The organism is Chloroflexota bacterium (assembly GCA_009840355.1).
Lineage (GTDB): Bacteria > Chloroflexota > Dehalococcoidia > Lucifugimonadales > JADFKI01 > Bin90.
In genome coordinates, this window is the sequence record VXNZ01000047.1 from 41,352 (window position 1) to 53,695 (window position 12,344).

Below are 12,344 nucleotides of genomic sequence, written 5' to 3' on the forward strand. Positions count from 1 at the left end.
TGCCCTATGTGCAGCATGAAACCGAAAGGCGATCCTGATGGGAGAAGATTAGCAAGACGCAGGGCTTTGCTCTTAGCTGAGGCTGGCAAGGTGGCACGCTTGCTTGAATCTCTTCTTGAGCGCGCGGACTACAACACCGACGATTACAAGAAGTTGGTGAGAGACCTTGCGGGACATGAGAATTCGCAGTTGGTAAAGACTTATGGCAGACTTGAGTCTAGGAAAAGATATAAGGGTCAATCTTCACAGCCTCTGTTGGAAGATCGCACCACAAATTCCTTGTATGTCGATGAGAACGGCAAGTCCAAGCCGGAACCATTGGCTACGCCAACATTTTTCTCATTAGGCGCAATTTCCATGACGCCCGACGATGCCGATTCGTACAGAAATGCGGCGGACGAACTGAAGAACGATTTCTTTGGGCGGTCGGATTTTACATTCCACGAGCCTTATATGCGAAACCATGACGCTCTGTATTACTTCAATGGCGACAAGTCTAAGCAAAATGCTTTTGATGATGCTCTCAATAATCTGATTGAAGCGACGCCTTTTGTTGCCTTTGGCGTAGGTGTGAGAAAACACGCATATTTTGAAAGCCAAGGTCCTAAGGAAGACGCCGAGCATCAGTTGGAGTATGCTCGCCTATTATTAGATGGAACTCAGTGGGTGCCGTCGTCGGCTTTCCGCAACTGGCTTGAAACAGGGATGCGATTCGCTCCAAAATCCAATTCCCATCCAATGGAACTGTCGGACATGTTTTCAAGAGACTTATATGAGTGGGTACGCGGCGAATGTGGTATCAAACCGTATAGGTGGGAAGTCTTTGAGAAGAAAATATACTGCCGAGACGACGGCATGCGTGGCAAGTTCGGCGTGAAGATATTCCCAGATTCGGACATTCGGGACAAAATCGAAGTGCATCGGGTTCAATGCGGGGCAATCCGAGGGAATTAAAAGCGCTCACCTTCTGAAAGATGAGCGCCGATAACGGGAATCCGCTATCCACTACGGAAATTATAGCATAGTTTGTCAAATGTCCCTCAGCGCCTTATGCGCTTCTGCGATGCGCCTTATGCCTTCTGTCAGGGTGTCCGGTTCGTAGAGGGCGAAGGCTAGGCGGATGGCGTTGGGGAAGGCGCCGGATGCGGAGAATGCGGTGCCCGGCCGGTAGTTTACGCCGCATTCTTGCGCTATGGGCAGCAAGGCGTCCGCGTTCGTACCATCGTTGAAGGTTAGCCAGAAGAAGTAGCCGCCGCCGGGCGCGGTGAACTCAACGACATCACCCAGCTGCTCTCGCAGCGCCGCGCTCATCGCGGATACGCGCTCGCCGTATGTGCGCCGCAATAGGGCGATGTTGTCGGACAGCATGCCCTGCTCTACGACCGCGTGGACTAGCGTGGACGTGAAGTGGTTCAGCCCGCCGCCGCTGATGGTCAAGCCCGCATTGGCGAATCGCTGAATTATCGCCGGGCGCGCGTGCATCCAGCCGGTGCGCAAGCCCGGACCGAGTATCTTAGAGAACGAACCGAGCGATATGACGCAGCCGTCCGCAGAATCGTCGAGGGACGCGATTGGCGGCGGTGGGGGCTCGCCGTAGTGCAGCAGGTGATACACTTCGTCCGCGATGACGACGAAGCCGTACCGCTGCGCCAGTTCGACAAGGCGTTCACGGCGGTCGGCTGGCAGTACGCTGCCGCTCGGATTCTGGTATGTTGGGATGATGTACAGCATCTTGGGACGCGGCACATCCGGAGATTGCAGCATCGATTCGAGCGCGTCCGGACGCAGTCCGTCGCCGTCCGTCGGCACGCCCACGACATTCAGCCCGTGATCCTCGAAGATGCTCTGAATCAGGTAATAGGTCGGCTCTTCGACGAACACGGTGTCGCCGACCTGCGTGAACAGCGTGGTGGCGTGGTCTATCGCCTGCGACGCGCCCGCCGTGAGAAACAGCTCGTTCGGCGATACTCCATCGGGATACGAACTCTGCGCAGACAGGAACTCCGTGAGCGAGTGGATGAGCGGTCCATAGCCTTGCGGCGCACCGTATTGCAGTGGTACCGGCGAGCCGTCCGCGAGCGCGATTTCAGCGGCACGGCGCAGGGCTTCGATAGGATGCAATCGCGGCGACGGATGCCCCCATCCAAGGTCGATGATGCCTTCTGGGATGGAGATTAGCAGCGACGGCAGCGCGGGTTTGTTATGAGGCGTAGAAGACATGGACATCATACGGGCGCGAAGCCGGCTTCGCGGCGGGCGTCGTTGATGTGCTCTCGGATGCGGGCGTCTAGCGGCGCGATTTCGTAGCCGATGTCGGCGAGCATGCGGCTGTTGTCCACGAGGTAGATATGCGGCACTCGGCGCTCGCCGGTGGTGATTCGCGCATCCGGGACAATGCCGCGCACGATGTCCGCCATGTCGCCGACGCTGCACAGGTGGCCGCCGCTGATATAGACGGGATGGTTGAGCCGTTCGGCAAGTGCGGTGCGGACGAAAATCTGCGCCGCGTCTTCGGCGTGTATCATCGGCGATAGTTCGTCGCGGTGGAAGGGCAGGTCGATGGGCGCGCCGACTGCGGGCAGCGAGACCATCAGGCCGCCTATCATGCCGGTCATACCTGTAACTCTGCCATGCCCGAACACTGTGCAGATGCGGATACCGCGCAGGTCCAGCCCGTACAGGTCGCGGTAACGCGCGGCAGCGAAATCGTTGGCAGCTTTGGTCATGCCGTACACGTTTGCAGGCGCAGGCAGGTCGTCTTCGTTGACGGGTCGCTCGCCAAAGGTGTCTTGCACACCATAGACCGCGATGGAGCTGGCATAGACCACGCGCTCGATGCCGCACCAACGCGCCGCCTCGAAGATGTTGTTCGTGCCGATGATGTTCACCTGCATGCCGAAGTGCGGGCGGTCTTCGGTATCGGGCGGCAGCAAAGCCGCCATGTGGATGATGCGGCTGACGGCGTGCGAGTTGCAGGCTTCGAGAATCTGCGGCAGCTGCGTTATGTCGCCGCGGTAGTATGTCACGCCGTCAAGTGGAGTCGTAGCCGGCGCGAGGTCGAAGCTAACGACATCCTCGCCGCGCTCCGCCAACTCGCGCACGATGCGCCTGCCAATAAGTCCGTTGCCGCCGGTGACCATTGTTGACATTTTTTGCATCTTCCTGTTCGTTTCAGTATCGAGTCAATGGGCTATTGTACTCCGACGCCGCGTTGCAGTACGAGTAGCGTCAGATACAACAGCGCTACGGAAAATATCGAAGCAGCCGTTATAGCCACGGCTTTGGGGTTGTATATCATCCAAAAGATTACGCCGCCGCCAATTAGTCCAAAGATAGCGCCCAGAGTACGCGCAAGAAGCAACATCGCAAAGCCCTTTATATCCCCCAAAGAGTTACCAGATGCCGCGTTAACGGCGCTCTGAATCATTTCGAGATGCCTTATCTTGGCTTGTATTTGATTCACTTACAGTGCTTGCCAGAGACGGCGGCCTTTGGAGCGGATGATTTTGCCGATGTGGTCGTTTGGGTGGAAGTGGCCCGCGGCTATGATGTAGCTTTCGTCTTCGGCGCGCTGCAGCAGGGAGTGCCGGCTGCTGCGGCTGTCCGGCTTGCTCGTGTCCACGCCGGCGCACCAGTCCGGCTCTTGTATCTGCACTCTGCTGTGTATCGCGTCGCCGACTATCATCGCCCGCTCTCCCTGCGAGCTGATGAGTATGACCTGATGCCCGGGCGTGTGCCCGGGCGTGTCCAAAGTGGTCATCTCGTCGGTAATCTGATGACCTTCGTCGATGAGGTCCATCAAGCCCAAGTCTTCGAGGGGAATCACACTGTCGCGCACCTGCGGCGAATATGCGAGAGGTTCCGGCTGCGTGAAATGTTCCCAGTCGAGGCGCGGCACGAGGTAGCGCGCATTTGGGAAGTAGGGCTTGGGCGTATCGCCGCTGTGGTCAATGTTCCAGCCCACATGGTCGGCGTGCAGGTGCGTATGCGCCACGATGTCGATGTCCTCAGGGTTGGCACCTTGCGCACGGATGGCGTTCAGCAGGTCGCCCCTGACATTACCTCTGTCAGGATGGGGGCCTGGTCCCATGCCGGTGTCAACCATCACGGTCTTGCCCATAGAGCGCACGAAGAAATGCCCGTAGTAGAGCTGAATCTGCCCGTCTGCAAGTATGTCCTGATACGGCTCCCAGTCGGCGGCGGCGATGCCTTCGAAGAAGGCGTCCGGCGGACGAGCAGGCGGAATCATGTCCAACGCGAAGACTATTTCGACGTTGCCAATGCGGATTTTGTCTGCCATCAGTCCCTCCAAAAATTTCGCATCGATATACAGGATGGACAGGATGATGCAGGAAAATCCTGATCATCCTGTCCATCGATGTTAGTTCTTGTTACGGCTTGGGATTTTCCATCAGAATGGTCACGCCCATGTCGATATACTTGCTGCGCAGCGCGGGGTCGTAGCTGCGGAACGACACACGCGTCGTGCTGCCCTCGAGCTGCGTCAACACATGCTTCACGCAGTCGTCAACGGTCTGGAATGGGTGCTTCGGATGCTTCTCGATGTCGCCGAGCAGGTCGTTGGGTCCCCATGTCAGGCAGTCCACACCTTCCATCGCAAGCAGGCGCGCGTTGCTGGTCGCCAGAATGGATTCCATCTGCAGGCACAGCCAGCCGTGGTTGTTCCACCATTCGGCGTACTCCAGCCTGTCCTCGCGGCCCTGCACCTTCCAGCGCGCCGCGCCGCCCCAGCTTCGCTTACCGAACTGCGGATAGTAGAAGTAGTCCACAGACTCCTGCGCTACTGACAGTTCCTCGACCTGCGGCACTTCGATGCCTGCGGGACCCAGGTCTAGTAGATTGCCGATGAGATAGGCGTGTCGCGTGTGCTTGATGCGGAACTGCGCGGGGATGTCGAGTTCGGCGGCGTATCCGCAGAACTGCACGAGCGTCTCCTCGTTGAACGGACCGTGCTGGCTGTCAGTGTGTATGAAGGCATAGTCGTCCTTACTGAGGATGTCCTCCATCAGACTCTTGGTCGCATTGAGAGGCACCGAGACACCGATGAGAATCTCACCGTCGCGTATTCGCTGCTTCATGTCTTCGCTGTTGGGCATGTATCTATCCTCCGTCCTTCTGATTTTTGATTTGGCATATCATATCAGAATTGGCATGGATGGACAGGATAGAAGGGATTATTTTGGGCGAAGCGTGGCGACGATAAGCGAAGCCCAGCCCGCCATAAGGCACAGACCGCCCACCGGAGCGACCGCGCCGAAGATGCCGATGCCGGACAGCGCGAGTATGTACAGGCTGCCGCTGAATAGTATCGTGCCTAGCGTGAAGAGCGCTGCGGATATGGTGAGCGCGCGCGTCTGCCAGCGCAGCGCCAGCAGCCCGGCGGCAAGCAGCGCGAGGGCATGGTACATCTGAAAGCGCGCCGCAGTCTCGAAGGTGCGGAGCGCGTCCGCATCAAACGTGTCGCGCAGCGCATGCGTTCCCGCCGCGCCCGCTATGACGGCGAGCAGCCCAAAGATGGCGGCGATTGCGATTATAGTGCGAGGCATAGTCTGTCAGCAGGTTAAGTTGTCAGGTGATTGTCGTTGGTAGAATCGTCGTTGGTAGATACGATTATCGAGTCCGGTTAATTGTAGCATTGCCGACTAAGCTGACAAAACGCATTTGGATGGATTGACCGACGAATTGGTATAATTCATTGTATGAGATTGTGGATTGCTTTGCTGGCTCTGTTGGCGCTTCCGGCGGCGGTCGGGTGCGCGAATACAGGGGCAACATCCGTTCAGCAAACAACGGAGACGTCTGCTGTTTTACCCTCGCCGACTGCAACGACTCCGCTTCTTGTTTTCGTATCGACGCCGACGCCTGTACAGGCTTTGGATTCTATCAACACTGCTGACGCAATAACTGCCACGGCGTCTCCCACTTTTGCGTCCTCAAAAATTCAGGATAGCTTGTCACTGTCAATCCTGCCTGAGCCGCTGCAAAAGATGAGAGTCGAGCGAGTTTTTCCGAATCTGTCCTTCAAGCGCGCGGTCGGGATGGCTTACCCAGACGACGGCGGCAATCAACTGTTCGTCTTGCTTCAGCCCGGAATTATAATGACATTTGCCAACGACCAGAATGTGGAAACGGCAAGCATCTTCTTGGATATCCGCGAGCGCGTAAGCGACAGGGGCAATGAGGAAGGGCTGCTCGGGCTTGCGTTCGACCCGGACTTCAACGCCAACGGTTATTTCTATGTGTATTACTCGGCGACGAATCCCCGGAGGTCTGTGCTATCTCGATTTACGGCGCACTCCATCGGCAGCATTGCGAATGCGGACAGCGAGCGCATCATTATGGAAATTGAGCAGCCTTATTCCAATCACAACGGAGGACAAATAGCGTTCGGTCCCGAGGGATACCTTTACATCGGTCTTGGCGACGGCGGCAGTCGGGGCGACCCACAAGGCAACGGTCAGAGCTTGTCCACACTGCTCGGCTCCATTCTTCGCATAGATGTGAGCATGCTAGACGAAAGCGGTTCGTACTCCATTCCGGCGGACAATCCGTTTATCGGCAGCGAGGGGGTGAAGAGAGAGATATGGGCGTATGGGATCAGGAATCCGTGGCGTTTCTCGTTCGACAGGGAGAGCGGCGAGTTATGGATGGCGGATGTGGGGCAGAATAGACTCGAGGAGGTGAACATCGTCAGTCGTGGGCTGAACTACGGCTGGAACACGATGGAAGGCAGTTCGTGCTTCAAGCCCAGTCGTGGCTGCGATGTTCAAGGGCTTGAAATGCCCATAGCCGAATATGGCAGAGAGGATGGATGCTCAGTAACGGGCGGATATGTCTATCGTGGCAAGAGGCTGCCTTCGCTGTATGGCGCTTACATCTACGGAGACTTCTGCAGCGGGAAGATTTGGGCGCTGCGATACGACGGCGCGAAAATCACCGAGCATCTCGAAATTGTGGACAGCAGGCTGGAAATATCATCATTTGGCGAAGAGCAGGCTGGAGAAATTTTTATCCTGTCTTTCGACGGCGGCATCTATCGACTAATTCCACCTGACTCATAGTATCGGCAAGCGGCGTCCGAGCCTCTGCCAATTGCAGTTAGCGCTCGCGCCACTTCCTTGACACCGCTACGCCGTCGGTTCACAATCTCTGGCAGTATTACACGGCAACAACGATTGTATCAGACGCTTGATTTGACGGAGCGGAAAGGAATAACAACATGGCTATGATGCCGGCGGCGATTGCGACCGGATTGCGGGAATTGCGCTGCGAGGATGTGCCGATTCCCGCGCTTGAGCCGGGCCACGCGCTCGTGCGGACTATGCTCGGCTCTATCTGCGGCAGCGACTTGCACATCGTCTATATGGGCTGGAATGCCTACGAGTTCCCGCTGCCGCCGGGCTACCCCGGTCACGAAGGCGTGGGCGAGGTGGTCGATCCGGGCGATACCTCGCTGAACGAGGGCGACATCGTGCTGACCGCGCCGAACATCTGGAAATCGAAGGTGTTCGCCGGCTTTCAGATGGTCGAAGAGCAGTTTTTGCTGAAGCTGCCGACCGATGTGCCGCCCGCGCACCTGCTGATGGCGCAGCAACTCGGCACGGTGGTGTTCGGCGCGCGCAAGCTGCCGCCGCTGCTGGGCAAGACGGTCGCCGTGCTGGGACAAGGTTCCGTCGGGCTGTTCCACGACTTTATGCTGCGGCGGCTTGGCGCGCATAAGATTATCGCGGTGGAGCCGGTGGAAGCGCGGCGCGAACACGGCACACGCATGGGCGTTGACCACGCGATCGACGTTACGGGCAACCGCGCTACGGACGCGGTGCTAGACCTGACGGACGGAGAAGGCGCGGATGTGGTCATAGAGGCGTGCGGCAGCGTCGAAACACTGAACCAGACGCTGCAAATAGTCAAGCCGCTCGGCACGGTCGCCGTGTTCGGGCTGCCGCCCACAATGGAGCGCGTCCCGTTTGACTGGGACACATTTTTCCGAAAGCGCCTTGACATGTACACGACATTCGGCGCGCAGGACGAGCCGGGCTTGCCTGCGTTCCAGCTCGCTGCGGATTACATCACGAATGGTGAAATCGACATGGCACCGTTCGTAACGCACCAATTCCCGGTCGAGCGCGTGCAAGAGGCGTTCGATCTCGCGGAGTCGCGAGAGGACGGCGCGCTGAAAGTGTCGCTGACATTCTAGCAGGCAGGGACTTTGTCTAGCCGTCCGCGCCATCAAGCAGCAGGTGTATGCCCAGCGCACCCGTTAGAAGGGGCAGCGCGGCATCTATGACAATCCATGTCAGCGAAATGGCGTCCGGCCCTATGGCGTTGTAAGCTGCACTGAGCAGGTTGAACCAGTTCCAGAAGAACAGGATGCCGATGAACAACAAGCCGTAGAACACGACATTTGCCGTCAGGAACTCACGCGTAACCGTGTCATCGCCCGCGCCGCCAACATCGCGCTTGCGGAAGTATGCGAATATCGCGCCCAGTATCACGGCAAGCGCCATCAGCGGATTGAGTATCGCCCAAATAGATTCGTTGTATCCGCTTTCGGACAGCCTGCTGTCGAAGTACAGCGGCTCCACTATGGTATGAACTGCGACCGCGACCGCAACTATCAAGAGGAATATCCCTACGATTCGCCTGATGATGTCCATGCTCACTGCTCCTTTCATCGCTCACTTTCAGCTAGTCTAACTATCGTTGCCGCCGCGCCACAAGTACATGCCCATTGCGCCCGAAATCAGCGGGAATATCGCATCCAGCATAATCCACGCCAGACGCCTCGTAACGCTTTCTTGGAATACATCGCCGCCCGCAAGCCTGTCGAACCAGTTCCAGAAGAAGAGCAGCGCGGTGAACATGAAGGCGTAGAAAAGGACATTGGCTTCAAGGTACGGGCGCGTGATGCTATTGGACAGTCCTTCGGCTTCGACGGCGCGCTTGCGAATCCATGCGAACACAACTCCAAGCACGATGCCAATCGCCATAAGGTAGTTCAGCACGCTCCAGCTCAATCTCGCCAGCGCGAACGAACTGGAGACGACATCGTACTCCGTAGCGACGAAATAGACTGCCACAAGCACTGCCAGCAGGATGAGGACGGCTCCGATAATCCGTCGGGCTATGTGCATTAGACATTCTCCTTTCATCCTAAAGATAGACGGAACGCGAATCGCCGCGACCTTGCGCGGATTATATCCTGTGGCGGGCAGGCGTATAAGAACGATTCGTCTTTCACCCATCCCTATCTTCGCAAGGGCAGGCTCTAACCTTCCTCTAGGGGGGAAGGGACATGTTAAACTTGCCCTACTCCTGATAGCGTGGATGCCAGCCCGGTCCTGCCCAAGTCGTTATCTTGCGCGGCGTGATGCGGATGTAGGCGCGGGGCATGTGTTTGGTCTCTTCGTAGTATTGTGTACCCTCTTCCTCGCCGCGATAGCGCACCGCCCAGTGCTTCCAATCGCCCATCCACGCGGGATCGACAATCTCCGCCGTGCCTTCTACGACCACGCGGACATACGGAGCGTCGCAGGTGTCGATGCAGAACGACACGCGCTCGTCGTCGCGGAGGTGCGCCACCCAGTTCGCGGTACGTCTGCCGGCGACATAGAACGCCTCGCCGTCGTAGTCGTACCATACGGGCGCGACATAGGGCCAGCCTTCGGGCGTGAGCGTCGCCAGCTTCATCAGGTGCGCGCCGCCGGTCAGAAAGTCGATCATTTGCTCATTAGTGAGTCTGGGCATAATATACTCCGTGAATAGTCTTTCAGTTCGTCAGTATATCAGTTAGACAGACGACATGGATGGACATGATAAAGGGGATGACGCTATGAATGATTTGCATGAGCTTGGCGTAGTGGAGATTGCCGAAGGGATACATGGCGGGAAATTTTCTGCGGTGGAGCTGATGGAGGCGCTGCTTGCGCGGTGCGATGCGCTCGATGACGCTCTGAAGGTTTGGGTTACGCTAGACGGCGCTGCCGCCCTTGCATCGGCGCGGCAGCGAGACGCGGAACTCGCGGCGGAAGGCGTTCGTGGCGCGCTGCACGGCGTTCCGGTGGGCATCAAGGATATATACTTTACGCGCGGCGTGTTGACGACCAGCGGTTCGAAGATATTCGCGGATTTCGTGCCGAATTACGACGCCACCACGGTCGCGCTGCTGCGGCAGGCAGGCGCGATTATCATGGGCAAGACGATTACGACCGAGTTCGCGTGCGGCGATCCATCGCCCACCATCAGCCCGTGGAACGCGGCGCACACGCCCGGCGGCTCTAGCAGCGGTTCTGCCGTGGGCGCGGCTGTTGGCATGTTCCCCGCATCACTCGGCTCGCAGACGGGCGGCTCAATCGTGCGCCCGGCATCGTACAACGGCGTCGTCGGGCTGAAGCCGACATTCGGGCGCGTCAGCAGGTATGGCGTGTATCCGGTCGCGGAGTCTTTGGACACGATGGGGCCCATCACCCGCAGCGTGGCGGACGCGGCGCTGATGCTGAACGCGCTCGCCGGGCACGACATCGCCGATCCGGATTCGTCGGAGCGTGCAACCGAAGACTACTTGCAGGCGGCGCAGTCGCAGGTCAAGCCGCCGCGCTTGGGCATCGTGCTGCAGTTCTTCATGGAGCAGTGCGACGACGAGACGCGCGCGAACACGCTCGCCGCCGCAGACAAGCTGCGAGACGCCGGCGCGAATGTCGAAGAGGTTACGCTGAACACGGACTTCGACGCCGCGCTCGCCGCACAGCGCACTCTGATGGATGTCGAAGGCGCACAGGTGCACGAGAACAACTTCGCCACTCGCGCGGACGACTATTCGGCGAATGTGCGCGAGTTGGTAGCGCGTGGTCTTGCCACATCCGGCTTGGAATACCTGAAGGCGAAGCACTTCCAGCGCAAGTTCGCGCGCGCCGTGCACGCGGGCATGCCGGGCTATGACGCACTGCTGATGCCGACCACGCCCGCGCCCGCGCCGCCAAGCCGCGAGACCACCGGCGACCCAAAGTTCCAAGCCACATGGACGCTCGGCGGCTTCCCGGAGATAACGCTGCCGTCCGGATTGAGCGAAGGCGGCATGCCGATGGGCGTGCAGCTCGTCGCCGCCCATTTCGCCGAAGCGCGCCTGTTAGCCACAGCCGCCTGGTGCGAGCGGGCACTGGATGAGCATCTAACACCGATGGACAAGATTTTTTAGGGGCTGCGGTTGTTGATGGGGATGGTTAGCCTGGGAGTGGGGATTTGGGCTGCTGCGGTGTGGGACGACCGGCCGGTCGCCCCTACGAGGTTGTAGCGGGTCAGATTGCCGTCGTGCATTCCCTGCTCGTCTTCAGGGTCGGGGTCGTTGGGGCCACAGGTGGCGAATGCCATTGCGTCTTCGGGACTTTTGCCTTCCGTGATGTAGCGGTTGTAGGCGTTGTACCTATCTTCGGCTTCTTGCGCTGCCTCTTCGTCGCCGGACTCGTATGCTTCGTTGAATTCGCGGAGCAGCGCGTTGCGTCCGGCTTGGATGCGGGCGTGTTCAAGGGTCGCGCCTTCATCTGCGAAGTCGGTGGCTTGCTTGTATGCCTGCACATGCTCCCAGCTTACGGCTTCGTAGTTGAGGTCGTAGGCGCGGTGGAGCAGTTCACGCGCGGCTGCTACGCGGTGCGCGGCTGTCCAGTCACCATCGCTGCGGTCGTCTTCGGCTATGCGTATGAGGAGTTCTGCGGCTTCCGTGCCGCCGTTTGTCTTGTCTCGGACTAGCTTTGCCAAGTGTCCGTTGATGGGGGCTGCGTCGTCTAAGTCCGCTTCGGGGTCGTAGGATGCGGACCTGCGGCGTTTGGCGGACTCGCCGAATGCGCGGCGCAGGAGTTCGCTTGCTGCTGCGAGCTTGTGGTGTGGCTTTGCGGGCGGGCGGACTCCACCGTATCCGAAGCCCTGCGCTGCTTGACTGTCGTATTCTCCGTCGTCGTGGATTATGTCGCAGAGGGCTTCGACTAGGGTTTCGCCTTCGTTTGTGCGGTCTCGGATGTATCGGGCAATGGGGTAGGCTACGATGTCTCTGAGCGTGGGTGTCAGTTTAGAGTTATCAGTTATCAGTTCAGAGTTGTCGGTTGATGGTTCGTCGCCGGTTGGGTCGAAGGGTATGACTTTGCCTTCGACTTGCGCGAAGCCGTACTTGGATAGCAGGCGTGCGGCGTCCAACTTGTGGCAGTGCTTGATGGCATAGCTGTCGCTTTGCAAGGTGTCTGCCAAGAACATGGCTATGGTCTCACCGTCGTTGGTGAGGTTGGCTATTTTCTGTTGTAAGGTGTTTTGGATGCACATGGGAGTGAGTTATCAGT

The 12,344-nt window shown here is 58.4% G+C and carries 13 protein-coding genes; 4 read left to right on the forward strand and 9 right to left on the reverse strand.

Annotated elements, in window-relative coordinates; all coding sequences use genetic code 11:
• Positions 1–66: 66 nt before the first annotated feature.
• Positions 67–954 carry a DUF3800 domain-containing protein gene (locus F4X57_12595; GenBank protein ID MYC07988.1) on the forward strand — a complete coding sequence of 296 codons (888 nt, stop codon included), beginning with the start codon at positions 67–69 and terminating at the stop codon, positions 952–954.
• A 75-nt stretch (positions 955–1,029) separates the two neighbouring features.
• On the opposite strand, the gene F4X57_12600 is transcribed toward F4X57_12595, so the two are convergent.
• From F4X57_12600 to F4X57_12620, 5 genes are all read right to left on the reverse strand, one after another.
• A complete protein-coding gene (locus tag F4X57_12600; GenBank protein MYC07989.1) occupies positions 1,030–2,229 on the reverse strand; it encodes a PLP-dependent aminotransferase family protein in 1,200 nt (399 codons plus the stop codon).
• On the reverse strand, positions 2,226–3,158 hold the full coding sequence (locus F4X57_12605) for an NAD(P)-dependent oxidoreductase (protein ID MYC07990.1): 933 nt from the start codon (positions 3,156–3,158) through the stop codon (positions 2,226–2,228). Before F4X57_12605 ends, F4X57_12600 begins: the two co-directional genes overlap by 4 nt.
• Before the next feature lie 305 nt (positions 3,159–3,463).
• Positions 3,464–4,300, reverse strand: a complete 837-nt coding sequence (locus tag F4X57_12610) for an MBL fold metallo-hydrolase (GenBank protein ID MYC07991.1) — start codon at positions 4,298–4,300, stop codon at positions 3,464–3,466.
• A gap of 91 nt (positions 4,301–4,391) precedes the next feature.
• Entirely contained in the window at positions 4,392–5,117 is a 726-nt protein-coding gene (locus F4X57_12615) for a hypothetical protein (GenBank protein MYC07992.1), read from the reverse strand.
• A 78-nt stretch (positions 5,118–5,195) separates the two neighbouring features.
• Positions 5,196–5,567, reverse strand: a complete 372-nt coding sequence (locus F4X57_12620; GenBank protein ID MYC07993.1) for a DUF423 domain-containing protein — start codon at positions 5,565–5,567, stop codon at positions 5,196–5,198.
• Between the two features lie 441 nt (positions 5,568–6,008).
• Between F4X57_12620 and F4X57_12625 the strand changes: the two genes are divergently transcribed.
• The gene (locus F4X57_12625; GenBank protein ID MYC07994.1) at positions 6,009–7,082 is read left to right on the forward strand and encodes a PQQ-dependent sugar dehydrogenase; all 1,074 of its coding nucleotides are present in this window, start codon (positions 6,009–6,011) and stop codon (positions 7,080–7,082) included.
• Positions 7,083–7,240: 158 nt separating this feature from the next.
• On the forward strand, positions 7,241–8,218 hold the full coding sequence (locus tag F4X57_12630) for a zinc-binding dehydrogenase (GenBank protein MYC07995.1): 978 nt from the start codon (positions 7,241–7,243) through the stop codon (positions 8,216–8,218).
• Positions 8,219–8,234: 16 nt separating this feature from the next.
• On the opposite strand, the gene F4X57_12635 is transcribed toward F4X57_12630, so the two are convergent.
• The 3 genes from F4X57_12635 to F4X57_12645 all read right to left on the reverse strand — a co-directional run bounded on the left by F4X57_12635 (position 8,235) and on the right by F4X57_12645 (position 9,768).
• Complete coding sequence (locus F4X57_12635; protein ID MYC07996.1) at positions 8,235–8,678, reverse strand: hypothetical protein; 444 nt, start codon at positions 8,676–8,678, stop codon at positions 8,235–8,237.
• A 36-nt stretch (positions 8,679–8,714) separates the two neighbouring features.
• Entirely contained in the window at positions 8,715–9,155 is a 441-nt protein-coding gene (locus tag F4X57_12640; GenBank protein ID MYC07997.1) for a hypothetical protein, read from the reverse strand.
• 175 nt (positions 9,156–9,330) lie between these two features.
• On the reverse strand, positions 9,331–9,768 hold the full coding sequence (locus F4X57_12645) for a hypothetical protein (protein ID MYC07998.1): 438 nt from the start codon (positions 9,766–9,768) through the stop codon (positions 9,331–9,333).
• Between the two features lie 55 nt (positions 9,769–9,823).
• Here F4X57_12645 and F4X57_12650 point away from each other — a divergent pair, with 55 nt between their 5' ends.
• Positions 9,824–11,215 (forward strand): amidase, encoded by a 1,392-nt coding sequence (locus tag F4X57_12650; GenBank protein MYC07999.1) that lies wholly within the window; start codon positions 9,824–9,826, stop codon positions 11,213–11,215.
• Here the strand turns inward: F4X57_12650 and F4X57_12655 are convergent.
• Entirely contained in the window at positions 11,212–12,327 is a 1,116-nt protein-coding gene (locus F4X57_12655; protein MYC08000.1) for a hypothetical protein, read from the reverse strand. The two genes, F4X57_12650 and F4X57_12655, sit on opposite strands and share 4 nt — an antisense overlap.
• Positions 12,328–12,344 lie beyond the last annotated feature (17 nt).

Excerpts from the sequence above, each read along its gene's own strand:
- F4X57_12610 (MYC07991.1), bottom strand. The coding sequence starts at position 4,300 with ATGGCAGACAAAATCCGCATTGGCAACGTCGAAATAGTCTTCGCGTTG.
- F4X57_12635 (MYC07996.1), bottom strand. The coding sequence starts at position 8,678 with ATGGACATCATCAGGCGAATCGTAGGGATATTCCTCTTGATAGTTGCG.
- F4X57_12625 (MYC07994.1), top strand. The coding sequence starts at position 6,009 with ATGAGAGTCGAGCGAGTTTTTCCGAATCTGTCCTTCAAGCGCGCGGTC.
- F4X57_12650 (MYC07999.1), top strand. The coding sequence starts at position 9,824 with ATGGATGGACATGATAAAGGGGATGACGCTATGAATGATTTGCATGAG.
- F4X57_12630 (MYC07995.1), top strand. The coding sequence starts at position 7,241 with ATGGCTATGATGCCGGCGGCGATTGCGACCGGATTGCGGGAATTGCGC.
- F4X57_12640 (MYC07997.1), bottom strand. The coding sequence starts at position 9,155 with ATGCACATAGCCCGACGGATTATCGGAGCCGTCCTCATCCTGCTGGCA.
- F4X57_12615 (MYC07992.1), bottom strand. The coding sequence starts at position 5,117 with ATGCCCAACAGCGAAGACATGAAGCAGCGAATACGCGACGGTGAGATT.
- F4X57_12655 (MYC08000.1), bottom strand. The coding sequence starts at position 12,327 with ATGTGCATCCAAAACACCTTACAACAGAAAATAGCCAACCTCACCAAC.
- F4X57_12600 (MYC07989.1), bottom strand. The coding sequence starts at position 2,229 with ATGATGTCCATGTCTTCTACGCCTCATAACAAACCCGCGCTGCCGTCG.
- F4X57_12645 (MYC07998.1), bottom strand. The coding sequence starts at position 9,768 with ATGCCCAGACTCACTAATGAGCAAATGATCGACTTTCTGACCGGCGGC.
- F4X57_12620 (MYC07993.1), bottom strand. The coding sequence starts at position 5,567 with ATGCCTCGCACTATAATCGCAATCGCCGCCATCTTTGGGCTGCTCGCC.
- F4X57_12605 (MYC07990.1), bottom strand. The coding sequence starts at position 3,158 with ATGCAAAAAATGTCAACAATGGTCACCGGCGGCAACGGACTTATTGGC.